This window comes from Pseudomonas sp. TWI929 (assembly GCF_039673335.1).
Classification (GTDB): Bacteria; Pseudomonadota; Gammaproteobacteria; order Pseudomonadales; family Pseudomonadaceae; genus Aquipseudomonas.
Map to the genome: position 1 here is coordinate 1 of NZ_JBDJLK010000048.1, position 26316 is coordinate 26316.

General features: G+C 64.3%; 7 protein-coding genes. 4 read left to right on the forward strand and 3 right to left on the reverse strand.

What is annotated here, in order from left to right:
- Positions 1–103: 103 nt before the first annotated feature.
- Positions 104–1819: a bifunctional isocitrate dehydrogenase kinase/phosphatase gene (aceK, locus tag ABE456_RS18500; RefSeq protein ID WP_346645196.1), complete on the reverse strand. Its 1716-nt coding sequence runs from the start codon at positions 1817–1819 to the stop codon at positions 104–106.
- 249 nt (positions 1820–2068) lie between these two features.
- On the opposite strand from aceK, the gene ABE456_RS18505 reads away from it, so the two are divergent.
- Positions 2069–2944, forward strand: coding sequence for a DMT family transporter (locus ABE456_RS18505; RefSeq protein WP_346645197.1), 876 nt, complete (start codon positions 2069–2071; stop codon positions 2942–2944).
- A 13-nt stretch (positions 2945–2957) separates the two neighbouring features.
- A complete protein-coding gene (locus ABE456_RS18510; RefSeq protein ID WP_346645198.1) occupies positions 2958–3416 on the forward strand; it encodes a DUF4265 domain-containing protein in 459 nt (152 codons plus the stop codon).
- Positions 3417–3419: 3 nt separating this feature from the next.
- On the opposite strand, the gene ABE456_RS18515 is transcribed toward ABE456_RS18510, so the two are convergent.
- Positions 3420–4301: a DMT family transporter gene (locus tag ABE456_RS18515; protein ID WP_346645199.1), complete on the reverse strand. Its 882-nt coding sequence runs from the start codon at positions 4299–4301 to the stop codon at positions 3420–3422.
- 588 nt (positions 4302–4889) lie between these two features.
- Here ABE456_RS18515 and ABE456_RS18520 point away from each other — a divergent pair.
- Together ABE456_RS18520 and ABE456_RS18525 are read left to right on the forward strand one after the other, a co-directional pair.
- Positions 4890–5750 carry a formylglycine-generating enzyme family protein gene (locus ABE456_RS18520; RefSeq protein ID WP_346645200.1) on the forward strand — a complete coding sequence of 287 codons (861 nt, stop codon included), beginning with the start codon at positions 4890–4892 and terminating at the stop codon, positions 5748–5750.
- A gap of 126 nt (positions 5751–5876) precedes the next feature.
- Positions 5877–8339, forward strand: coding sequence for a TonB-dependent siderophore receptor (locus ABE456_RS18525; RefSeq protein ID WP_346645201.1), 2463 nt, complete (start codon positions 5877–5879; stop codon positions 8337–8339).
- Positions 8340–8688: 349 nt separating this feature from the next.
- Here the strand turns inward: ABE456_RS18525 and ABE456_RS18530 are convergent, their stop codons facing one another.
- Positions 8689–26316: a non-ribosomal peptide synthase/polyketide synthase gene (locus ABE456_RS18530; RefSeq protein ID WP_346645202.1), complete on the reverse strand. Its 17628-nt coding sequence runs from the start codon at positions 26314–26316 to the stop codon at positions 8689–8691.

Below are 26316 nucleotides of genomic sequence, written 5' to 3' on the forward strand. Positions count from 1 at the left end.
CCCACAGGGAACCCACAGTTCTCAAGGGCTGTGCTGTACCTGTGGGAGCGGCGGTGCGGCGATCCGATTCACCCGCGAAGAGGCCCTGCCTGCTGATGCAAAATCACCGGGCCTTGCGCCGGTAGGGAAACACATCAATCACCTTCCCTTCACGTATCGCCGCCTGCAGCCCTTTCCAGTAATCCGCGTCATACAACTCCCCATGCAAACGGCTGAACAAACGCCGCTGGCCGATATCGGCAAACAGAAACGGCGGAAACTCTTCGGGGAACACGTCATGCGGCCCGATCGAGTACCACGGCTCGCCCGACATTTCGTCCTCCGGGTAACGCGGCGGCGGAATGTGGCGGAAGTTCACCTCGGTCAGGAAGCTGATCTCGTCATAGTCATAGAACACCACCCGGCCATGCCGGGTAACACCAAAGTTCTTCAGCAGCATGTCGCCAGGGAAGATATTCGCCGCCGCCAGCTGCTTGATGGCCAGGCCGTAATCCTCCAGTGCCTCCAGCACCTGCCCCTCGCTGGCGTGCTCCAGGTACAGGTTCAGCGGCGTCATGCGCCGCTCGGTCCAGCAGTGGCGGATCAGCACCGTGTCGCCCTCCAGCGCCACGGTCGACGGCGCCACGTCCAGCAACTCGGCCAGGCACTCTGGCTCGAACTTGCTACGCGGGAAGCGAAAGTCGGCAAACTCCTGGGTATCGGCCATGCGCCCGACGCGGTCGACGCTTTTCACCAGGCGGTACTTGTCGATCACCGTGGCGCGGTCGACGGTCTTCGACGGCGCAAAGCGGTCCTTGATGATCTTGAACACGGTGTTGAAGCCCGGCAGGGTGAACACGCTCATGACCATGCCACGCACCCCGGGCGCCATGATGAAGCGGTCGTCACTGCCGGCCAAATGGTTGATCAACGCCCGGTAGAACTCCGACTTGCCGTGTTTGTAGAAACCGATGGAGGTGTACAGCTCGGCGATGTGCTTGCCCGGCAAAATGCGCTTGAGGAAGTTGACGAACTCCGCCGGCACCGGCACATCGACCATGAAGTACGAGCGGGTGAAGGAAAAGATGATCGACACCTCGGCCTCGTCGGTGATCAGCGCATCGGCCTCTATGCCATGCCCTTCGCGGTGCAGCAGCGGGATCACCAGCGGCCACTGCTCGTCACTGTTGTACAACCGGCCGACAAGGTAGGCACCTTTGTTGCGGTAGAGCACCGGTACGAACAGTTCCACCGCAAGGGCCGGGTCCTTGCACACCCAATCGGGCAGGCATTCGCGCAATTGTTCTTCCAGGCGGGCCAGGTCCCCGTCCAGGTCACCGTATGGCACATCGAACGGGTAATCGGCGAAGATCGCCCGCAACAGGCCCTTGAGGCCGCCGCCAAACGTATAGGTACGGGTTTGCGCGGCACGCTCACGGCTACGCATGGACGGCCGGGTGGTATGGATGAACATGCAGCCGTCGCTGATCTGGTCATGGCTGAACAGGCTGCAGAACAGCGAGTTGTACCAGGTTTCGGACAGCTCATCGTCCAGCCGTGGGTCGATCAGGTGGATATAGGCGTTTTTCACCAGCGGCCACTGCTCCACGTCCAGCAATACCTCTGCGGCAAAGGCCTGGCGCAGCCAGCCGTTGACCTCGGAAACCTTCTCTTCATAGAGGTTGATGCGGGCAGCGGCGGCACGCTGGATATCTTGCCAGCGCGCCTGTTCGAAGCGCTTGCGGGCACCGAGGGTGATGCGCCGGAAATGGTCGCGGTAGTCGTCGAAACCGGCGAGGATGGTCCGGGCGATTTCAACAGCGGGCCAGGGCTGGGACATGCGGGGGGCCTCGGTACAAGGTGAGATAGAGAGCTTAGCCTCCCCCTGGATTTTGCGGTGCCTGCTCGGGCCTCTTCGCGGGTAAACCCGCTCCCACAGGTACTGCACAGCTTCCAAATACAGCACTATCCCTGTTGGAGCGGGTTCACCCGCGAAGGGGCCAGCACAGGTTTACACCGCAAGAAAGCACAAGTATCCCCCCGCCCCCTGGCGTAAACTCGCGCCCCTGCCCTGCCTCCGGAGACCGTTGTGAGCCCCATCGCCTTAGCCCGCCTGCTAACCCTTGCCGCCGTCTGGGGGGCGAGCTTCCTGTTCATGCGCATCATCGCCCCCGAGCTGGGCACGGTGCCGACCGCGTTCTTCCGCGTCTCCATCGCCTGCCTGGGCCTGGTCGCACTGCTCGCCGCCAGCCGCGTGCGCTGGGACTTCCAGGGCAAGCTCGGCGCCTGCCTGGTGCTGGGCATGATCAACTCCGGCATCCCCGCCACCTTCTACTCCGTGGCCGCCCAGGTGCTGCCGGCCGGCTATTCGGCAATATTCAACGCCACCACGCCGCTGATGGGCGTGCTGGTCGGCGTGCTGTTCTTCCGCGAACCGATGACCCTGGCCAAACTCTGCGGCATCTTCCTCGGCCTGTTCGGCGTCGGCATCCTCAGCGGCGCCGGCCCGGTGGCGCTGGACATGGCCTTGCTGCAAGGCGCCCTCGCCTGCCTGGCGGCCACCACCTGCTACGGCTTTGCCGGGTTCCTCGCCCGCCGCTGGGTCAGTGGCCTGGACAGCCGCCTGTCGGCACTGGGCAGCATGCTCGGCGCCACCCTGATGCTAAGCCCGCTGTTCGCCTGGAGCGCGCTCAGCCAGCCCCCGGCCAGCTGGGGCGGCTGGCAGGTATGGCTGTCGCTGCTGGGCCTGGGCCTGCTGTGCACGGCGTTCGCCTACATCCTGTACTTCCGCCTGCTGGAAGAAATCGGCCCGGTAAAAGCCAGCACCGTCACCTTCCTGATTCCGGTATTCGGCGTATTGTGGGGGGCATGGTTGCTGGACGAACCGCTGTCGATGGCACACCTGTACGGCGGCCTGCTGATTGGCCTGGCATTGTGGCTGGTGCTGCGCCCGGCGCGCAGCTGAAGCGAGGCGCACGATGAACAACGCGTACAAGAAAGTCCTGTTCCGCCTGCAACAGGACGCAAACGGCTACCCACCGGCCTCGGTCGAGGGCCTTTGGGCCAAGGCCGTGGAAGGCGGCTATGCCGTAGACAACATTCCCTTCCATGTCTACGGCATCGCCCCGGGCGATGTAATCGGCACCCGTGAAGACAATGGCGAAACCTGGTTCGATGAGCTGCGCAGCAGCAGCGGCAGCTCGGTGTTCCGAGTGATCGTCAAACCACCGGAAACCCTCGACCAGGTACGCGCGGCATTGCTGGATTTCGGCTGCGCCTGCGAAACCGAGCAGGCGGTGAAGATGCTGGCCGTCGAGGTGCCGCCGCAGCGTACACTCGACACCCTGCTCTACTACCTGCTCACCCAGCGCGAAGCCGGCCTGCTGGACTTCGAGGAAGGCGTACTAAGGCACCCCATCCCCGAAGAGTTCCGCTAACGCTTACGCCTCGGCCAAACGTGCAGCGGGCTTGCGAAACACGAACAGCAGGCCCACCACGATCAGCCCCATGCCCAGCAGGCTCAGCGGTGCCAGGCGGTTACCGAAGATCATGAAGTCCATCACCGCAGTCACTGCCGGCACCAGGTAGAACAGGCTGGTGACATTGACCAGGTTGCCCTTGGCGATCAACCGGTACAGCAGCAAGGTTGCCAGCAGCGAGACCACCAGCCCCATCCACAGCAACGCACCAACAAAGCCGCCAGTCCACTGCACATGCAGCGGCTGCAGCGGTGCGAACACCGCGCACATGGCAAAGCCGGCCAGGTACTGCAACGGCAGCGTGCCCATCGGGTTGTCGGTGATGCGCTTTTGCAAGATCGAGCCAAAGGTCATGCTGGCCAATGCCAGCAAGGCGAACAGCATCCCAGCCAGCGACACCCCGCCCAGGTTGATGCCCTGGTAGACCACCATGATCAACCCGCCCAGCCCCAAGCCCAGGCCGAACAAACGGCTCCAGGAACGCTGGCGCTCCATCAGCACCACGGTAAGGATCGGTTGTACCCCCATCACCGTGGCCATGACGCCGGGGGTGACATGGGTGTTGAGGGCCAGCAAGTAGAAGATCTGGTAAGCGCCAAGCAGCACGCACCCGGTGCCCAGGGCACGCAGGATGGCCCCGCGACTGCGCGGCCAGCGTAGCCCCAGCAGCGGGCCGATCAGCAACAGGCCGGTCAGGGCCAGCGCCGAGCGCAACAGCAGGAAGGCGAACGGGCTGGCATGCGCCAGGCCAAGTTTGGAGACGATCGCCCCGCTGCTCCACAGCAGGACGAACAGGCTGGTAGTGGCCGCCGAGGCCACGGATGCTTTGGTAAAGACAGACATGTATTGCCACCTGATGTAAGGCGAATAAGCCAAACGGACGGCGTGCGCTTCAGCGTGGGAAGTAGCCGACCGTGTTCAGTAGGTTGCGTGTGCGAAGGGGAGCGGCCAGAAGCCGATCAGCCCAGCACGACCACGCAAGGAGGCGGAGCTACGCCGCCTACGACGCCACTGACAGGTGGTGGGTAGTGACTGATCATGACCGGCTGCTGGCTGCCACGCACAACCATGCCCGCGACTGGCGCGATGGCAAAGCATGTGGTGGAAGGGCTGGCTGGCATGAACAGGTCTTCGGGAAGAGAACAATGGCCTGGACTATAGCCCGGTGTCAGGCGGCTGGCAACCAATGTCATCGGCCGTTGTGAGGGCGGCTTTTTGTGGGAGCGGCCTTGCGTCGCGAAAGGGGCGCGTAGCGGCCCCACATTATCAGCCTCGCCGCAGGTATTGCTGGGGCCGCTTTGCGGCCCTTTCGCGACGCAAGGCCGCTCCCACAAGAAGACCGCGCCACTATGGCCACTGATTAATTTCCCACCACCCCGGCTCGTCTGAATGCGAAACGCAGCACGCATTCACCCGTTTCGAGGACCTTCGATGAACGTATCCACCTGGCTCTACCGGCCAGCCCAGATCACCTGCCTGCTGCTGGTCAGCGCCTACGCTCACGCCGCCAAGCCCGGCGATGTGTTCAAAGACTGCAAGGATTGCCCCGAGATGGTCGTGCTGCCTGCCGGCAGCTATGTCATGGGCGCCCCCGACGACGAAGTCGGCCGCCAGCCCGACGAGGGCCCGTTGCACACCGTGACCTTCGCCAAGCCGTTCGCCATGAGCCGCTACCAGGTCACCGCCAGCGAACTGGACGCCTACATCAAGGCCACCGGCACCGTCATCAAAAGCGGCGACGAGCGCCCCGGCCGCTGGTGCGAGGCCAGCAAGCCCAGCTACAAGCAAGGCCCCCGCCAGCCGGCGGTGTGCGTCGACTACGACGAAGTGCAGGCCTACACCCAATGGCTGGCCAAGACCACCGGCAAGCCTTACCGCATGGTCAGCGAAGCCGAGCGCGAATACGCCGCCCGCGGCGGCTCGACCGGGCCGTTCCCCTTCCCCTTCGACGAGCCGGGCAAGTACGAAATCAGCAAGCACGCCAACACCTACGGCCCCAAGGACGGTTACGCCTTCACCTCGCCGGTCGGCAGCTACCCGGCCAATGCCTTCGGCATGTACGACATGCACGGCAACGTCTACGAATGGGTCGCCGACTGCTACCACGACAGCTATGAAGGCGCCCCCAGCGACGGCAGCGCCTGGATCCAGGACCCCAAGTGCATCCGCGCGCACATGCGCGGCAACGACTGGGGCGAACCACCGATCTTCTCGCGCTCGGCCAACCGCAACGACCGCCTCAAGACCACCCGCGGTGACTTCCTTGGTTTTCGCGTAGCACGCGAACTGTGAAGTTGTGACGCGGTTAACGCAGCAACCGTGAGAAAAATTGCCAATAAGAATCGTTCCGGTTTTTCACGGGTGCTGCGTCATATAGCTGATATAGAAAAAAACCCTCTGCCAACGAGACCGCAATAGATGTCCAAGTCCTTGCCCGGCCCGCTCAACCCGCTTGCCAAAGCGTTACTGATTCGTCATTCCCTTCGCCCCCAGCGCGCGTTGTCGCGCGTCGGCCTGGGCCTGGCACTGTCCAGCGCACTGGTCGCCCAGGTACAGGCGCAAGAATGGACATTGGATATTCCGGCACAGTCGATGAACTCGGCATTGCAGGCACTGGCCAAGCAAACCGACAGCCAATTTCTGTATAGCCCAGAAGACATCAGTGGCTTGCGCTCCACGGCGCTCAAGGGGCGTCACGACTTGCAATCGTCGCTGCGCATCCTGTTGCAAGGGACCGGGCTGCGTTACCAGATCGATGGCAACACCGTGACCGTAACGGCCAGCTCAGCCGCAAAGGACGGCCAGGTCGAGCTGTCGGCGACCAATGTGAACAGCGTCGGCCTGGGCGCGACGACCGAGGGCACCGGTTCGTACACCACCGGCACCACCAGCACCGCCACCAAGATGAACCTGTCCATTCGCGAAACGCCGCAAACCATCAGCGTCATAACCCGCCAGCGCCTGGATGACCAGCAACTGCATACCATGAGCGAGGTGCTGACCCAGGCACCTGGCATCACCATGTCCCAGGACGGTGGCGAGCGTTTCAACATCTATTCGCGTGGCAGCCAGATCAACACCTACCAGATCGATGGGGTGACCACGACCCAGGAAAACCAGACCCGTACCATGCCAGGTACCTTGCTGGACATGGCCTTGTACGACCATGTGGAAATCGTGCGCGGCGCTACCGGCCTGATGACCGGTGCCGGCGACCCCAGCGGCGTGGTGAACGTCATTCACAAACGCCCCACCGCGCACTTTCAGTCCCATGTCCAGGGCACCGTTGGCTCCTGGGATTACAACCGCCTGGAAGCGGACGTTTCCGGCCCGCTGATCGACAGCGGCAAACTGCGCGGGCGCTTCGTCGCGGCCAAGCAGGACAACAACACCTTCATGGACTGGTACAGCCAGGACAAGAACATTGCCTATGGCGTCATCGAAGCCGATGTGACCGATACCACGCTGGTGCGTTTCGGCGTCGACTATCAGACCTACAAGGCCACAGGCGCCCCGGGCGTGCCGCTGATGTACAACAATGGCCAGCAAACCAACTTCTCCCGTTCGACCAGCGCAGGGGCACGTTGGGCGTACGATGACTATGAAACGTTCAACTACACCATCAACATCGACCAGCAGCTGGCCAATGACTGGCAACTCAAGCTGGCCGCAAACTACATGGATGTGGACCGTGACGTAGGCGTTGCCTACTACGCCACCAACAGCATTACCTCCAGCCTGGACCCGGCGACCAACCGTGCCAACGCCGAGCGCGGCAAGTCGTGGGCCGACCAGACACAAAAAGGCCTGGACCTTACGCTTCAGGGGCCATTTCAAGCCTTTGGCCAAAGCCACGAGCTGATCTTTGGCTACAACTTCCAGGAATACGACAACACGCACTTCTCGTACACCGGTGGTACGCAAAGCTTCGATTTCGATACCTGGGATAACGAACTGCCGAAACCCAGCAGCTACACCCCTTTGCTGGACTTCAACATCAACTCGCGGCAACGCGGTTATTTCGCGGCAACGCGTCTTAACTTCACCGACGAACTGCACCTGATCCTGGGCGCACGTGTCAGCGATTACGAGTACAACTACTATTCGAAAGTGCTCAACAACCCGACCCTGACGCCAGTCGACTATGGCATGCGCGAAAGTGGCGTGGTCACGCCCTATGCGGGCCTCGTCTACGACCTGACGCCCGAACAGTCGGTGTACGTCAGCTATACCGACATTTTCAAGCCGCAGGCCAACCGAGACATCGACAACAAGCCACTGGACCCGGTGGAGGGTACCAACTACGAGGTTGGCTGGAAGGGTGAGTTCTTCGACAGCCGCCTCAATGCCAATGCTGCGCTCTACTACATCAAGCGTGACAACCTGGGCGTCGCCACCGGCGAAACGATCCCGAACACCAATGATATCGCCTACAAAGCTGTCAGCGGCGCAGAGACCAAGGGCGTCGACCTGGAACTTTCCGGTGAGGTACTGCCAGGCTGGAACGTGCAGTCCAGCTATAGCTGGTCGCGCACCGAAGACTCCGACGGCAAGCGCCAGCTGACCCAACTGCCCACCGATACGGTGCGCTTCTGGACCACCTACCGCCTGCCCGGCGAGTGGGACAAGCTCACCGTCGGTGGTGGCGTCAACTGGAACTCCAATACGTCGTTGTACTTCACCCGCTACCAGACTCGGGCCAAACAGGATGATTACTATGTGGCCAGCCTGATGGCCCGCTACCAAGTCACCGATCACCTGAGCACTACCCTCAACATCAACAACCTGTTCGACGAAAAATACTATGCGGGTTTTGCCGGGAACTACGGCCACTACGGTGCACCGCGTAATGCCATGTTGAACCTGCGTTACGACTTCTAACGGGCTGTTCGATACAAAAAAGCGGCGTTGTTCCTGGTGAACAACGCCGCTTTTTTATTGCATCTCGGCTGCTAGGGGCTTGTCACAACATTATCTTCGCCTTTGAGACCGAGCGCCGCCCGCGCGGCGCTTCGCGGCTAAAGCCGCTCCTACAGGCACAGCGTCAAATCGAAGCCAGCGCAGTACCTGTGGGAGCGGGCGTGCCCGCGAACACCGGCGCAGCCGGTGCCATCCACCGTGTTGGGTTCTTCGCGGGCATGCCCGCTCCCACAGGTATTGTGCAGGTTTCAGGCTCACGCTGTACGGGTAAGCGCCGCGCGGGCGGCGCACCTGCAGCCCTAACCCTACCTCATTGCATAGCCGGCTCCTCCATCAGCAGCTTCGCTGCCAGCTGCTCGACCACCTCGGCGTGCTTGAGGATGCTGTAGTGGTCCACATCGAACGCCTGGTTTTCGCTGCTGCCTTGAATCAGGCCAGGGTCGGCCTTGCTCCCCGCCCACCAGCACACTGCGGACACCGCAGTTGCCGGTAAGCCTGGCAACTGCCGTGACAAGGCCTTGAGCTGCATCGCCACCCTGAAGGTATGGGCCAGCTCAGCGCTTTCGATACTGGCGTAGGCAGAGGCTTTGCCCCAGTGGCCGCGCACTTCATCGATCAACCGGGCCACGCAGGCCTCGTCGCTGCCAACCGGTACTGCCGGCAGCACAACCTGGGCTTTTTCAACATTGAGGATGACCCTGAGGAAACCCGCCAGGTCTTCACGCCAATCGCTTTCCGGTACCGACACCTCGGCAGACGGGATAAAGCTGTCCACCAGCGCAAGCAACGCAACCTGCTGCCCCTGGCTCTCCAGCTCCTCTGCCACCATCACCGCCAACGTCCCCCCCAGCGACCAGCCGGCCAGCCGATACGGGCCTTCTGGCTGCTTCTGGCGGATGTACTGGGCATAGTCGATAGCCATCGATTGCAGCGATTCGTCCTGCCACTCACGGTCCAGCAGCATGCGGCACTGCAGGCCATAGACACTGCAATGGCCATCCAGGCGACGCGCCAATGGCTCGTAGTCGAACACCGTGCCAAAACCTGCATGCAGGCAGAACAGCGGGCTCACTGCGGCAACACGGCTGTTGAGCAGCAACAGCGGGTCAAGGCTGACCTCGCCATCAGCATAGCCGGACAACGCTGCAATGGTCGGTTTGGCCATCACATCACGCAGTTTCAGTTCGATGGCCAGGTCGTCACGAGCGCGCACTTGCGACAACAGTTTGAGTACCCGCAGCGAGTCCCCTCCCAGCTCGAAGAAGTTGTCATCGATCCCTACCTCGTCCACTTCCAGCACGTTTTGCCAGATCTGCACCAATGCCTGCTCCAGGGCGTTGCGTGGGGCCACCCGCACGCGCTCGGCGCTGCTGTCGGGCGCAGGCAGCGCATTGCGGTCGATCTTGCCATTGGGCGTGAGCGGCAGCGCTGCCAGCAGCACGATCCGCGCCGGGACCATGTAATCGGGCAGTTCTGCACGCAAGGCTTCACGCAGCTGTTCGGCCGAGCTCGATGCCGCAGCCGTCACCACATAGCCAACCAACTGTTTGCCAGTGGTGCCCTCCCGCGCCACCACCACGGCGTCCCTGACATCAGCCAGGTTACGCAGGCGTGCCTCGATCTCGCCGGGTTCGATGCGGAACCCACGGATTTTCAGCTGGTTGTCCATGCGGCCAATGAAGTCAACCACACCATCGGCTCGGCGGCGCACCCGGTCACCGGTGCGGTACAGGCGCGAGCCCTCGGCGAACGGGTCGGCGACAAAGCGTTCGGCGGTTAGCGCCGAGCGCTGGTGATAACCCCGCGCAACCCCTTCGCCGCCGATGTACAGCTCGCCGGCAACGCCATCAGGCACCGGGTTCAGGTGCTGATCGAGTACATGCAGGGTACGCTGCCCCACCCGCTCACCGATCGGTGCGTACACCGCTTCGCAGCGTTGCTGCGCCGCCACCTTCCACAGCAACGGCGTAACTACCGTTTCCGTGGGCCCATAGCCATTGGTCAGGTACTGCGGCCGCAGTGCGCGCTTGACCAGTTCGAACAAGGCATCCGGCACGGCATCGCCGCCAAAGCAGTAGATGCGCACCGGCGGTGCCTGCTCCTGGCGAGCCTCGGCAAATTCGGCCAGCTGCTGCAGATAGGCCGGTGGGAAGCAGGCGATATCAATGCCTTGGTCATGCAGCACTTGCCAGGTTTCTTCGGCAGTCCACAGGCGGTTGTCGCGCACCACCAGGCAGCCGCCTGACGACAAGGTCGACAACCAGCGCTCCTGGGCACCGTCGAAGGCGAACGACATGAACAGCAGCTCGCGGGTGGTCGCGTCCATCTCGTACAACTGCGCGATTGCCTGGCAGTGCATGCGGATCTGGCCATGGCTCACCGCCACGCCTTTGGGTTTGCCTGTGGAGCCTGAGGTGTAGATCAGGTAGGCCAGGTTGTCGTCGCTGACGGTACTGTGCGCCAGGCTGCCCGCTAGCGCCGCGGGCTCGTTACGGTCCAGTTCAATGCAACGCTGCACCGTGGCAAAGCGTTCGCGCAGTGCGCTGCTGGTGATCAGCAGGTGCATGGCCGAATCCTCGACGATCCAGTCCAGGCGCTCTTGTGGGTAGTCAATGTCCAGCGGCACGTAGGCCGCTCCGGTCTTCATCACCGCCAGGAAGGCAACGATCACCTCTACCGAGCGCTCCAGCGCAATACCGACGGTAGCCTCCGGGCGCACGCCAAGGGCAAGCAGGCGCTGGGCCAGGCAGTTGGCGCGCGCGTCCAGCTCGGCATAGCTGAGCTGGCTTTGCCCACACACAACCGCCACGGCGTCGGGCTGCGCGGCGGCATGCGCGGCAATGCGCTCGGCCAGCCGTGGTGCAACGGGGCTGTGTGGCTGCAGCATATTGCGCTCACTGGCCTGCTGCAGCTGGGCATCACCCAGCATCTGCAAGCTGCCGAGCGTCGCCTGGGGGTTGTCCAGCATGGCCGCCAGCAGGCTTTCGAAGCAACTGCGCACGCCACGGGTCGCGGCCTCGGTAAAGCGGTTACGCAAGTACAGGAACTCTACCGACAAGGTGTCATTGAGGTGTACCGCCAGGTCCATCGCGTAGTTGGTAACGTCACGCGAGCTCACCTGGCCAAAGCGCAGGGCGTTGCTGCCAGCTTCCTGCAGGCGCTGGTCCACCGGGTAGTTCTCGAACACCACGATACTGTCGAACAATGCCTGCCCTGGGCGCCCTGCCCAGCGCTGAACATCGGCCAGCGCCGCATGCTCATGGTCGCGCAGCTCCAGGTTGCAGGCTTGCAGCTGTTGCAACCAGCTGCTGACACTTGCCTGCGGTTGCGGCGTCTGCACCACCGGCAAGGTGTTGATGAACAACCCCAGCATCTCGTCGGCCCCGGCCAAGCCTGCGGGGCGACCGGCCACGGTGGCACCAAAGCAGACGGTGGGCTGGCCGGTGTAGCGCTGCAACAGCAGCAGCCATGCTGCCTGCACCAAAGTATTGGGGGTCACGCGCAAACGCTGCGCCTGCTCACGCAAGTAACGGGTACGCTCGGCATCCCAATGCAGGTACAACGCATCGTGCCCGACCAGCCCGGCGTCAGGCTGAGGCGCCACACTGTTGGCCAGCAGCGTCACGCTATCCAGCGCCGCCAGCCGCGCACGCCAGAACTGCTCAAGCTCCAGCTGCGATTGCTGGCCCAGCCAACGGATGTAATCACGATAGCGGCCGGCTGGTTGAGCCGCCGCATGGCCATGGTAAGTCTGCAGCACCTCGCCCAGCAGCCGTGAACTGCTCCAGCCGTCCATGAGTATGTGGTGGCGCGTCCATACCAGCTGCAGGCGCTCATCAGTCAGGCGTACCAGCGTCAGGCGCATCAACGGGGCCATGCCCAGGTCGAAGCCTTGCGCCGCATCGTCGGCAAGCAACGCCTGCAAATCCTCGGCAGTGCTGCTGCGCCCACGCCAATCGAGCATGCGCAAAGGCAGTTCGATCTGGCGATGCACTATTTGCAGGGGCTCCGCCAGCGTCGCCGCTGACCAGAAGCTGGTGCGCAGGATATCGTGCCGCGCGATGACCTCGTTCCAGGCAGCAACGAATCGCTCGATTTCAAGGCCTTCGACCTCCACCGACGCCTGGTTGATGTAAAGCGCCGCTTCCGACCCCTGTAAGGTGTAGAACAGCATCCCTTGCTGCATCGACGACAGCGGGTAGATATCGACAACCTGGCGGCAAGGCACCGGCAAGTTGTCCAGTTGCGCCTGGTTCAGCCTGGCCTGCGGGAAGTCCGAAGGGGTAACCGCACGGTTGGCTTCGTCACAGCAATGCGCGATCAGCACTTTGAGTTCCCGGGCGTAGTCATCGGCCAGGCGCTGCACGGTGGTATCGTCAAACAGGCCACGGCTGAAGCTCCAGGCCAGTTTCAGTTCACCGCCATACACCTGGCCGGTCACTGCCAGCAGGCTGCTGAGCGCCGATGTTGCACTTTGCGTGGCGCCACCGTTTTCCTTGGCTGGCACGAACAAGCCGCTGTCAGCGTCGAAGCTGCCATCAAACTGCCCGAGGTAGTTGAAAACGATCTCGCCCTGCGGCAAGCGTTCAAGGGCTTCACGGCTCGGGCTGTCGCCCAGGTAGCGCAACAGGCCGTAACCCAACCCTTTGTTCGGGATCGCCCGCAGTTGCTCCTTGATGGCCTTGATCGACTCATCCAACGCGTGTTGCGGGCTCAGCTTGACCGGATAGATGCTGGTGAACCAGCCCACCGTGCGGGTCAGGTCGATGTCGTCGAACAGGTCTTCGCGACCGTGCCCTTCCAGGCGTACCACCAGCTCTGCCTGCTCGCTCCAGCGGCAGACAACCCGTGCCAGGGCAGTCAGCAACAGGTCATTGATCTGGGTCCGGTAGGCTCCCGGTGCGTCTTGCAGCAGCTTGCGCGTCCATGCCTGGTCCAGGTGAGTAGTCACCGAGGCCGCATGCTTCAGCTGGTTGCTGCCTTCGGGGTGATCGCAAGGCAGCGCATCGCTGGCACCCTGCAACTGGGCCTGCCAATAGGCCAACTCCGGCGCGAGCAGCTGGCTGTGCGCATGGGCCTGCAAATGCTCGGCCCACGCCTTGAACGAACTGCTCTTGGCTGGCAGCGCCGGCGGCCGGCCGGCGGCGAGCGCGCCATAAGCCGCTTGCAGGTCTTCCAGCAAAATCCGCCAGGACACGCCGTCTACCACCAAGTGGTGGATCACCAGCAGTAGCCGCTGGCTGCCGTCGGGCAAGTTACCCAGCAGGGCGCGCAGCAATGGGCCCTGCTCCAGGTCCAGGCTGCGTTGCACCTGGTTAGCCTCCTGCTCCAGCGCCTGGACGCTGTCGAACGAATGGACCTGCAGCAGCCCGTGCCCATCGGCCTGGTCGAACGTGGCGTGCCATTGCCCTTGGCGTGGCTGGAAGCGCAGGCGTAGCGCGTCGTGGTGTTCGCTAATAGCCTGCAGGGCCGCCTGCAGATGCGCCACGCCCAGTGCCTCGGTGGGCATGAGCAGAACGGACTGGTTCCAGTGCTGGCGTTGCGGTATCGACTGTTCGAAGAACCGCTGTTGCACGGGTGTCAGCGGCATGGCGCCGGTGACCGCACCTTGCTCGCCTGTCACCCCTTGCACGCGCCGTATCACGGCCATCAGGCCTTGCACGGTCTGGTGCTCGAACAAGTCCCTGGGGGTGAATTGAATGCCTGCCTGCCGGGCGCGGCTAACCACCTGCAAGGAAATGATCGAATCACCGCCCAACTCGAAGAAGTTGTCGGTCAGCCCCACCTGCTCCAGCTTCAGCACATCAGCCCAGATCGCCGCAACTTGCTGCTCCAGCTCGGTGCGTGGCGCAACATAGTGAGTTTGCAACAGGCTGGCGTCGGCTTGTGGCAGTGCCTTGCGGTCCAGCTTGCCGTTAGGGGACAGCGGCAAGCTGCCCAGGAACAGCACATGCGCCGGGACCATGTACTCCGGCAAGCTCGCCTTCAATTGGCCGCGCAAGCTGTCACGCAGCTCGGCCTGGCCTTCGGCGCTCTGCAGCAGCGCTGGCGTTGCCGGCACCACGTAGGCCACCAGTTGGTTGCCAAGCGGCCCTTGCTGGGCAATTACCACCGCATGCCGCACGCTGGCCTGCGCCCGCAATTGCGCCTCGATTTCCCCCAGTTCGATACGGAAACCGCGGATTTTCACCTGGTGGTCGACCCGGCCAACGTACTCCAGCACACCGTCGGCGCGCCAGCGAGCCAAATCGCCGGTGCGATACAGGCGCTGCCCGCCTTGCCCGGCGAACGGGTTGGCAATGAACCGTTCGGCGCTGAGCGCTGCCTTGCGGTAGTAACCGCGCGCTAGCGCTTTACCGCCCAGGTAGAGTTCGCCACACACCCCTACCGGTACCGGACAAAGGCCAGCATCCAGAACATGCAGCTGCGTGTCAGGCAGTGCCCTGCCGATTTCCACTTCGCCCGCTCGCTTGCCCAGGCGCTCACTGTGGGTGGCGTTGATGGTGGCTTCAACCGGGCCATAACGGTTGAAGATCGCCACCTGTGGCAAGCACTCGATGGCCGTGTTCAGCAGGTCGTGTGAAATGGCTTCGCCGCCCGAGAACAGCCGTTTCAGGCTGTGGCACTGCGTAACCCCCTGCGCTTCGATAAAGCTCCTGAGCATTGACGGGATAAAGTGCAAGGTCGTGACGCCATGCTGGCGAATCAGCTCGACCAGCAGTTGCGGGTCACGTTGATCGCCTTGCCGGGCCAGCAGCAGGCGCGCGCCACTGATCAGGGGCCAGAGGAACTCCCATACCGACACATCGAAGCTGAACGATGTTTTCTGCAGCACCACGTCCTGCTCGTTCAAGGCATAAGTGCCCTGCATCCAGCTCAAGCGGCCGCACAGCGCCTGCTGATCGACACCCGCGCCCTTCGGCTTGCCGGTCGAGCCCGAGGTGTAGATCACATACGCCAGGTTTTGCCCTGCAACCGCTGGCGCAGGGTTGGCAACCGGGTAATCGTCAAAGCTGCCTGGCTCCAGGCAAATTCCCTGGATATGCGCCGGTACCGCCAGGCGATTATCGTGCTGAGTCAACAGCAGCTTGATATCGCTGTCTTCAAACATGTAGGCCAGGCGGTCCTGCGGGTACTCGGGGTCGAACGGCACATAGGCGCCCCCGGCCTTGAGAATACCCAGCAGGCCGATGACCATCTCCAGGCTGCGCGACATCAGGATGCCCACCAGCACATCCGGCCCTACCCCCAACTCGCGCAAGCGGTGCGCCAACTGGTTGGCCCGGCGATTGAGCTCTGCGTAGCTCAGCGTCTGCTCAGCGAAGAGCACCGCCGTGGCATCGGGCGAGCGCGCCACCTGTGCCTCGATCATCTGCGCCACACTGCGACCATCAGGGTGCTGCAGGTCGGCGCCCTGCCAGCCGCTCACCACCTGGCGATACTCGGCTTCCTGCAGCATCGGCAAGTCACCGACAGCCGCTGTGGCATCTTCGATCAGCGCTTCGAGCAGGTTGCGCCAATGGCCAGCGACCTGGGTGATCGCCTCATCGCTCCAGAAGGCGCGATCATGGGTGAACCTGCACGTAAGGTTGCCGCCCAGCACCACTGCCACGCTCAACGGGTAGTTGGTTTGCTCCAGGTTAGCCACCTCACCAAAGCGCAGCCCCCCTGTTGCCCCCTGCTGCAACGCCTCGGATACCGGGTAGTTTTCAAACACCAGCAGGCTGTCGAACAAGGCTTCGCCACCCAGGCCCGCCCAGCGCTGCACATCATTCAACGGTGTGTGCTCGTATTCACGCAGGGCCAGGTTGCAGGCCTGCACCTGGTCGATCCATTGCCCTACCGACTGCTCCGGGCGTGGTGCGCCAGCAACCGGCAAGGTATTGATGAACAGGCCGATCTGCTCTTCGACCCCCACCAGTTCCGCCGGCCTGCCGGCCACTGTGGCGCCAAAGCACACCGTGGCCTGGCCGGTATAGCGCTGCAGCAGCAACAGCCAGGCCGATTGCACCAGGGTGTTCACGGTAACCCGGTTGGCCCGGGCAAACGCTTCAATGCGCGCGGTCTGTTCGCGGTCAAACTGCAGGCGTTGAATGCCGTGGCCGCTGCGCTTGGCATCAGCGTCGATACGCAGCGCCTGCGCCAGGCGGGTAGGCTCTTGCAAGTCAGCCAGGTGGCCCTTCCAGAAGGCTTCGGCAAGTGCGGCATCCTGGCGTTGCAACCAGGCGATGTAGTCCCGGTAGTGACCGGCCTGCGCGGCAACCGGCTGGCCGGCATAGCGCTGCAGCACTTCACCCAGCAAGCGGGAGGTGCTCCAGCCATCCATCAGAATGTGATGGCTGGTATAGATCAGGTGATGGCTGGCCTCGCCCGTGCGGATAATCTGCAGCCGCAGCAACGGTGCTTCGCTCAAGGCAAACCCCTGCTGGCGTTCGGCCTCGGCCAGGGTGCGCAGCGCCTCGTCCAGATGCACCTGGCCACGCCAGTCATGCTCGGCAACGGGCAGCTCCACATGCTTGCTCACCACCTGTACGGCCTGGCCCAGGTCGCCCTGCCAGACAAAGCCGCTACGCAGGATATCGTGCGCCTCGATTGCACCGCGCCAGGCCTGTTTGAAGCGTTCGGCATCCAGGCCTTCCACGTCCATGCGCATCTGGTTGATGTAATGGCCACGCTCCTGCTCGTACAGGGTGTGGAACAGCATGCCCTGCTGCATCGGCGAAAGCGGATACACATCGGCAATGCGTTCGGCTGCCACTGGCAGGTTGTCCAGCTGCACTTGGGAAAGCCCTGCCAGCGGGAAGTCCGAAGGCGTGACACCACGGTGTTCTGCCTGGCAGCAGTGCGCGATCAGCGCGCGCAGCTGCGCAGCATAGTCATCAGCCAGCTGTTGAATGGTCGCGGGGTCGAACTGCTCCCGGCTGAAATTCCAGGCCAGCTTCAACTCACCGCCGTAAACCTGGCCGTTAAGCGCCAACAGGCTACCCAGCGGCGCCTCGGCGTCCTGGGAGGCGCCAGCGTACTCCTTGGCCGGCACGAACAGCCCAGCCTGGTCATCAAAGCTGCCGTCGAACTGGCCCAGGTAGTTGAAGACGATTTCGCCCTGTGGCAATGCCGCCAGCGCGGCTTGCGCCTCGGCGCTACCCAGATGACGTAGCAGGCCATAGCCCAGGCCTTTGTTCGGCACCGCCCGCAGCTGCTCCTTGATGGCCTTGATCGATTCGGCCATGCCAGCCTGCGGGTTGAGCTTGACCGGGTACATGCTGGTAAACCAGCCCACGGTGCGGCTCAGGTCAATGCCATCGAACAGGTCTTCACGGCCATGGCCTTCCAGGCGTACCAATACCTCCTCACGCGCCGTCCAGCGTGCCACCACACGCGCTAGCGCAGTCAGCAGCAGGTCGTTGATCTGCGTACGGTAGGCTGCCGGGGCTTCCTGCAACAGCTGCCGGGTGGTTTCCCGGTCCAGGCGGGTGACGAGCGAGGTGGCATGGCGCTGCTGGTTACCACCCTGTGGCTGATCACACGGCAGGGTATCGCTGCTGCCCTGCAACTGGCTTTGCCAGTAGCCAAGCTCCGCTTGCAACTCAGGGCCAGCGGCATAAGCCTGCAACTGCTCGGCCCAGGCCTTGAACGAGCTGGTCTTGGCCGGCAACTTCAGCGCTTGCCCGGCGCACAGGGCTTGATAGGCCTGTTGCAGGTCTTCGAGCAGCACGCGCCACGACACGCCGTCCACCGCCAGGTGGTGAACCACCAGCAGCAAGCGTTGGCTGCCATCAGCCAGGTGCGCCAATACCGCTCGCAACAGCGGCCCATGCGCAAGGTCGAGGCTGCGCTGGGCTTGCTCGGCCACTTGCTCCAACGCCTGTACGTCGGCGCAGTGATGCTCCCACAGCAAGCCTGTCGCTTCGACAGCGCCGAAACTCGCCTGCTGGTCGAAGCGCAGCCGCAGCGCATCATGATGTTCGACCAGCGCCTGCAGCGCCGTGCTCAGGTGCGGCGCCTGCAACGCCTTGCCGGGTACCAGCAGTACCGACTGGTTCCAGTGGTGACGCGCAGGGATCGGCCGTTCGAAGAACCAATGCTGGATCGGCAGCAACGGGGTAACGCCAACAACTGGCCCCTGGTCGATGGTGCTGTTGTGCACAAGCCGCGCCACAGCCGCCAGGGCCTGCACGGTCTGGTTGAGGAACAGTTCCTTGGGCGTGAACTGGATACCCTGTTGCCGTGCACGGCTCACCACCTGCAACGAGATGATCGAATCGCCACCCAGCTCGAAGAAGTTGTCGCTCAGGCCCACCTGTTCCAGCTTCAGCACATCCGCCCAGATTGCCGCGATCTGCTGCTCCAGCGCGCTTTGCGGGGCAATGTATTCACCCTGCAACTGGCTGGCATCCGGCTGCGGCAGGGCCTTGCGGTCCAGCTTGCCGTTCGGCGTTACCGGCAGCTTGTCGAGCAGCAACAGGTGCGCCGGCACCATGTAGTCCGGCAGACCGGCTTTCAGTGCTTCGCGCAGGTTGTCGCGCAATGCACCCTGGTCTTGCGTGCCGTCGGCAGGCACCACATAGCCCACCAGCTGCTTGCCGCTCGGCCCGTCCTGGGCCAGCACCACCGCTTCCTGCACGCTCGGCAGTTCCAGCAGGCGTGCTTCGATCTCGCCCAGCTCGATGCGCAGGCCGCGGATCTTCACCTGGTGGTCGATGCGCCCAGCGTAGTCGATCACCCCATCGGCGCGGTAGCGCGCCAGGTCGCCGGTGCGGTACAGGCGCCCGCCGTTGGCGCTGAACGGGTCCGGCACAAAGCGTTCGGCAGTCAGCGCTGGGCGCTGGTGGTAACCACGGGCCAGGCCGACACCACCGAGGTACAGCTCGCCAGCACTGCCACGTACCGCCGGTTGCAGGCTGCCTTCGAGGATGTGGGTTTTCAGGTTATCGATCGGCTGGCCGATCGGCACGCTGATGCTTTCGTCTGGCTGGCAGGTCCAGTGAGTGACGTCGATGGCGGCTTCGGTCGGGCCGTACAGGTTGTACAGGCCGGCCGCCGGCAAACGCTGCAAGGTCTGACGCGCCAGCTCGGCCGGCAGCGCTTCACCGCTGCACACCACGCGCTTGAGGCTGACGCAGCTCTCGACCGCTTCGTGGGTCATGAACGCCTGCAGCATCGACGGCACGAAGTGCAAGGTGCTGATGCCATGGTGGTTGATGGTTTCGACCAACAGCTGCGGGTCGCGGTGCGCACCCGGCTGGGCCATGACCAGGCGTGCGCCGGTCATCAGCGGCCAGAAGAACTCCCACACCGACACGTCGAAGCTGAACGGGGTTTTCTGCAGCACGCTGTCGCTGGCGCCCAGGCCGTAGGCCTTCTGCATCCACCACAAGCGGTTGACCAGCGCCTGGTGGCTGTTGCCGGCGCCTTTCGGGCGGCCGGTGGAGCCGGAGGTGTAGATCACATAGGCGAGGTTCAGCGGCGCCACGTCGATGTCCGGGTTGGCGTCGCTGTAGCCGCTCAGGTCCTCGGTATCCAGCGCCAGGCTGCGCAGGCCGGCCGGGATCGGCAGGCTGTCGCGCAGGTGCGACTGGGTCAGCAGCAAGGCAATGCCGCTGTCTTCGAACATGTAGCTCAGGCGGTCCTGCGGGTATTCCGGGTCCAGCGGCACGTAGGCGCCGCCGGCTTTGACGATGCCCAGCAAGCCGACGACCATCTCCAGGCTGCGCTGCATGGCGATGCCCACCAGCACGTCCGGCCCCACGCCCTGCTCACGCAGTTTGTGCGCCAATTGGTTGGCCCGGCCGTTCAGCTCGGCGTAAGTCAGGGTGTGCTCACCCAATACCAGTGCCGGGGCGTCTGGGGTGGCGAACACCTGGGCCTCGATCAACTGCTGAATGTTGCGCTCGTCCGGGTAGGCGGCCTGGGTGGCGTTCCAGCTTTCGACCACCTGTTGCTGCTCCGGCTGACCCAGCATTGGCAGCTCACCGACAACGGCATCCGCGCGCTCGACCAGCGCCTGCAGCAGGTTGGCAAAGTAGCCCGCCAGGCGGCCGATGGTCTCGTCGCTCCACAGCGCACGGTCGTGGCTGTACTGCATCGACAGTGTCGTGCCCAGCTCCACCACCAGGGTCAGCGGGTAGTTGGTCTGCTCCTGCACGGCCACGTCGCCAAAGCGCAGGCCACCGGGCGCGCCCTGTTGCAGCGCCTCGGCCACCGGGTAGTTCTCGAACACCAGGATGCTGTCGAACAGCGCATCACCGCCCTGCCCCGCCCAGCGCTGTACATCGTACAGCGGCGTGTGCTCGAACTCGCGCACGGCCAGGTTGCCGGCTTGCACCTGGCCGATCCACTCGGCCACGGTCTGCTCGGCCCGCGGCGCGCCGATTACCGGCAAGGTGTTGATGAACAGGCCGATCTGTTCTTCCACGCCTGGCAGGTCTGCCGGGCGCCCGGCCACAGTGGCGCCGAAGCACACGCTGGCCTGGCCGGTGCAGCGCTGCAACAGCAGCAGCCAGGCCGATTGCACCAGGGTGTTGACCGTGACCCGGTTGGCCCGGGCGAAGGCTTCGATACGCGCGGTCTGCTCGCGGTCGAAGGCCAGGCGATGGTCGCCGTAGCCGCTGCCGCCCGCACTGCCGGCGATGGCTTGGGCCAGCCGGGTTGGCTCGTCCAGCACAGCGAGCTGGGCCAGCCGGGTTGGCTCGTCCAGCACAGCGAGCTGGGCCTTCCAGAAGGCTTCGGCAACTGCCGCGTCCTGCCCTTGCAGCCAGCCGATGTAGTCGCGGTAATGCGTGGCCTGGGCCTGCGGCACCAGGCCGGCATAGCGTTGCAGCACCTCACCCAGCAGGCGCGAGGTGCTCCAGCCGTCCATGAGGATGTGGTGGTTGGTGTAGATCAGGTGGTAGCTGGTATCACCCGTACGCACCAACACCAGGCGCAACAGTGGTGCGGCGGCCAGGTCGAAGCCGCGCTGACGCTCACCGTCGGCCAAGGCCTGCAGGGCCTGCTCCAGGTCCGGCTGGGCGCGCCAGTCATGCTCGCTGAACGGCAGTTCGACGGCCTTGCGCACTACCTGCATGGCCTGCTCCAGCGCGCCTTGCAAGACAAAACCCGTGCGCAGGATATCGTGGGCATCGAGCGCGGCCTGCCAGGCCTGCTGGAAGCGCTGCACATCCAGCCCGTGCACATCCACGCGCAGCTGGTTGATGTAGTTGCCGGCCTGCTGGTCGTAGAGCGTGTGGAACAACATGCCCTGCTGCATCGGTGCCAGCGGGTAGACATCGGCGACCTGGCCGGCCGCCAGCGGCAGGCTGTCCAATTGCGCCTGGGTCAACGCGGCCAGCGGGAAGTCCGACGGCGTCACGCCCTGGTGGCGGGCATCGCAGCAGTGCTCGACCAGTTCGGCCAGGGCCTGCTCGTAGGCCTGGGCCAGATTGTCGATGGTTGCCGGGTCATGCACGTCGGCGCTGTAGGTCCACTCCAGGAACAGCTCACCGCCATACACCTGCCCGGTGATGCTCAGCCAGTTCCCCAGCTGCGCGCCAGCGCATTGGCTACGGCCCGCACGTTCACCGCTAGGGGTGAACAGCGCACCGGCCTCGCCAGTGAAGCTGGCGTCGAACTGGCCCAGGTAGTTGAAAGTGACACGGGGCTGGGCAGCACGCTCAAGCTGCCCACGCACTTCGGCATCACCGAGGTAGCGCAGCAGGCCGTAGCCGAGGCCTTTGTCCGGTACGCCGCACAGTTGCTCCTTGATCGCCTTGATCGACTGGCCAAGGTCGTGGCCGGGGGTGAGGCGCACCGGGAACAGGCTGGTGAACCAGCCCACGGTGCGGCTGAGGTCGAGGTCGTCGAACAGGTCTTCGCGGCCATGGCCCTCCAGCAGTACCTGCACATGGTCCTGTGTGCTCCACTGGCAAAGGGTGCGCGCCAAGGCAGTCAGCAGCAGGTGGTTGATCTGCGTGCGGTAGGCGGCGGGGGCCTGCTTCAACAGTTTGGCGGTGCGCTCGGCATCCAGCCGTGTGGCGGCGGTGCGGGCGTGGGTATTGGCCAGGCTGCCCTGCGGGTTGTCCCGCGGCAGCTCGGCGTTGTCGCCGGCCAGCGCCTGCAGCCAGTAGTCGCGCTGTACCTGCAGTGCCGGGCTGTTGGCGTAGGCGGCCAGGCGTTCGGCCCAGGTTTTTACCGGGGTGGTCTTGGCGGGCAGGTTTACGGCCTGCCCGTTCAGCAACTGCTGGTAGACCTCCTGCAGGTCTTCCAGCAGCACTCGCCATGACACACCATCGACTACCAGGTGATGCACCACCAGTAGCAGACGTTGCTGGCCATCGGCGAAGTCGAACAGTTCGGCGCGCAGCAGCGGCCCGTGCTGCAGGTTCAGGCTGGCCTGTACCTCGTTGCCGGCAGCTTCCAGTTCGTCCAGCACTGCCAGGTTGCGCTGGCGCAGCAGCGGCGCGTGGTCCAGCGGCTGAAAACGTGCCTGCCACTGGCCGTTGTCACGGCTGAAACGCAGGCGCAGGGCATCGTGCTGTTCGACCACTGCGCGCAAGGCCGCCTCCAGCTGTGGCACCTGCACCGGGCTGGCCGGCTTGAGCAATACCGACTGGTTCCAGTGCGCCGGTTGGGCGACCGCCATTTCAAAAAAGCGCGCCTGGGCTGGCAGCAGGGTCACTTCGCCACTGGTAGCCGTGTCCACAGGCGCCGCCGCTGCCGGCTGCTTGGCCTCGATGCGCTTGGCCACCTGAGCCAGCTGGGCAATGGTCTGTTGTTCGAACAGTTGCTTGGGGGTGATCTTGATGCCCTGGCGCTTGGCCCGGGCGATGATCTGCAGGCTGAGGATCGAGTCACCGCCCAGCTCGAAGAAGTTGTCGCTGCTGCCGACCCGCTCCAGCTTGAGCACATCGGCCCACACGGCGGCCAGTTTCTCCTCGACTTCGCCTTCAGGCGCAACATAGCCACGGCTGACTGCGCCCGGTGCTGGCAACGCACGCTTGTCCAGCTTGCCGTTGGCGGTCAGCGGCAGGCGCTCCAGCAGCAGCACCTGTGCCGGCACCATGTAGTCCGGCAGGCGTGCTTGCAGCTGCGCTTGCAGTTGCTGCACGGTCACCCCAGCGTCGGTTACCCCGTAGGCCACCAGTTGCAGGCGCTCGGCATCGCCTTCCAGCGGCAGTGCCAGCACCACGGCCTCGCGGACACCGGGCAGGCTGGCGAGCACGCGACCGACTTCGCCCGGTTCCACACGGTAACCACGGATTTTCACCTGGTCGTCGGCACGGCCAACAAACTCGACCAGGCCTTCAGCCGTCAGCCGCGCACGGTCGCCGGTACGGTACAGGCGGGCACCGGCTTCGCTGAACGGGTCCGGCACGAAGCGTTCGGCAGTCAGCGCAGGCTGGCCCAGATAGCCTTGGGCGACGCCCTGCCCGCCCAGGTACAACTCGCCGGCAACCTGCGCGGCCAAGGGGTTGAGGTAGCCATCCAGCACCTGGGCGCAGGCATTGCCCAGCGGGCGACCGACCGGCACAGTGCGGCAGCCCGGCAGCGGCTGGTCGGGCTCGAAGGTGAGCACACCGACAGTGGTCTCGGTCGGGCCGTAGTGGTTGATGACTCGGCAATCGGGGCGTAGTTCGCGGACCTTTTCCAGCAGGCCCCAGCTGCAGGCTTCCCCACCCAGGATCAGTGCCTCGGCGGGCAGCACATCGGCGGCGCGGGCCGCTTGCAGCAGGCCTTGCAGGTGGCTCGGCACCAGCTTCAGCACACCAACCTGGTGCTGCGCCATGTAGCTGGCGAAGCCATCCGGGTCGAACGCCAGTTCCTGTGGCAGCAGGTGCAGCAGGCGGCCCGAGGCCAGGGCACCGAACAGCACGGTATGGCCCAGGTCGGCTGCGGTGGTGGAGACCATCGCCATGCTCGCATCAGCCGGCAATTGCAGGCGCGCCAGCACCGCCTGGGTATAGCTGGCCAGCGCCCCGTGGCTGACCACCACGCCTTTCGGCTGGCCGGTCGAGCCCGAGGTGTAGATCAGGTAGGCCGGTTGTTCGGCGGCAATCTCCACCTCGACCGGGCTGTCGCTGCAGGTTGCCCAGGCGGTGTGATCACAGGCAACCACCTGCACGCCCTCCAGGCCGGCGAAGCGCTGATCACCCGGCTCGTGCAGCAGCATGGCGGCGCCACTGTCGGCAATCAGTTGCTGCAAGCGTTCCTGTGGTTGCTGGGTATCCAGGGGCAGATAGGCGGCGCCGGTCTTGAGCACCGCGAGCAAGGCGCTGACCCATTCGATGGAGCGCGGCAGGCACAGGGCGACGATGCTGCCTGCACCGACGCCACGTTGGCGCAGGTAGCCAGCCAGGCGGTTGGACGCTGCCTCCAGCCCGGCCTGGGTCATGAACCGCTCACCGGCGCGCACACCGCCGTTGGCCTGGCCTTGCGCCATAGCCTGGCGCCACAGGCCGAGGAAGTCGCCATGCGGGTAGCTTTGCACGGTAGCCGGCAGCACGGCGGCCACTTCCGGGCAATCGACGATGGCTTGCTGCGGGTCGCACACCAGTGCGTTCAATACCTGGCGCAGTGAGCCCGCCATGCGCTCGATGGTGGCCTGTTCGAACAAGTCAGTGGCGTAAGTAAAGTAGCCTTCGATGCCGTCGGCCTTGTCGGAGAAGTCGAATGCCAGGTCGAAGCGGGCATCGCCGCCGTCACGGGCAAAGCCCTCCACTTCCAGCGCGCCCAGGCGCTTACGGCCCGCGTCGCTGGCGGCCACGTGCTGGTTGATCTTGAACTGGAACAACGGGTTGTGGGCCAGGTTGCGCTCAGGCAGCAGGGCATCGACCAGGTGTTCGAACGGCAGCTCCTGGTGCGACTGGGCACCGCCAATCACCTCTTTCACCTGCTCCAGCAGCGCGGCAAAGGTGGCGCGCTCGTCCACCTGCACGCGCAGCACCTGGGTGTTGATGAAAAAGCCGATCAGGCCTTCCAGCTCTTTTCGGTTGCGTCCGGCATTCGGTGCGCCAATACGGATGTCGGCCTGGCCGCTGTAACGCGACAGCACCACCGCCACCGCCGCCAACACCAGCACGAACAGGGTGTGGCCGCCCTTGCGTGCCTGGCTGCGCAGGGCTTCGGCCTGTTCGCCGCCGATGTCCACACGCACCACCGCACCGCGCTGGCTTGGCGTGGCCGGGCGTGCAAAGTCCAGCGGCAGGCTCAGCACTGGCTGCTCATCGCCCAGCTGGGCCCGCCAGTAGGCCAATTGGCGCTGCGCTTCACCGGCTTCAAGCCAGGCACGCTGCCAGATGGCGTAGTCGGCGTACTGGATCGGCAAGGCCGGCAGCTCGGCCTGCCGGCCTTCGGCCAAGGCGGTGTACAGCTGGATGAACTCCTGCACCAGCACATCGCTCGACCAGCCGTCAGAGATGATGTGGTGCATGCTCAGCGCCAGTACATGCTCCTGCGCCGCCACGCGCAGCAGGGTCACCCGCAGCAGCGGCCCGCCAAGCAGGTCGAACGGCTGCTTGAGTGCAGCGTCCACCGCCTCGCTCAGCGCTGTTTCATCGGGGCTGCCGTCAAGCAGCACCCGCTCCAGCGGCAACGGGCAGTGGTCGAGGATTTCCTGATGGAACTCCCCCTCCTGCGAGACGAAGCGGGTGCGCAGCGACTCGTGACGCTGCACCAGCGCATCCAGCGCCTGTTGCAGCACCGCCTGGTCCAGCGCACCTTTCAGGCGCACCGCCATCGGCACGTTGTAGGCCGAGCTGTCGGGTTCCAGCTGCCAGAGAAACAGCAGGCGCTGCTGGGCGTACGACAGCGGAATACGCGCCAGGCCCTGGCGGGCGGGCACGATGGGCAGCAGGCGGAAGCTCTGGCCGCTGGCCTGCATCTTCTCCAGGATCTGCTGGCGCTGCTCCACGGGGAGGCCGACGAAACGTTGGGCGATGCGTTGTGCTGCAGTGAGTTCCAT

Excerpts from the sequence above, each read along its gene's own strand:
- ABE456_RS18525 (WP_346645201.1), top strand. The coding sequence starts at position 5,877 with ATGTCCAAGTCCTTGCCCGGCCCGCTCAACCCGCTTGCCAAAGCGTTA.
- ABE456_RS18510 (WP_346645198.1), top strand. The coding sequence starts at position 2,958 with ATGAACAACGCGTACAAGAAAGTCCTGTTCCGCCTGCAACAGGACGCA.
- aceK (WP_346645196.1), bottom strand. The coding sequence starts at position 1,819 with ATGTCCCAGCCCTGGCCCGCTGTTGAAATCGCCCGGACCATCCTCGCC.
- ABE456_RS18520 (WP_346645200.1), top strand. The coding sequence starts at position 4,890 with ATGAACGTATCCACCTGGCTCTACCGGCCAGCCCAGATCACCTGCCTG.
- ABE456_RS18515 (WP_346645199.1), bottom strand. The coding sequence starts at position 4,301 with ATGTCTGTCTTTACCAAAGCATCCGTGGCCTCGGCGGCCACTACCAGC.
- ABE456_RS18530 (WP_346645202.1), bottom strand. The coding sequence starts at position 26,316 with ATGGAACTCACTGCAGCACAACGCATCGCCCAACGTTTCGTCGGCCTC.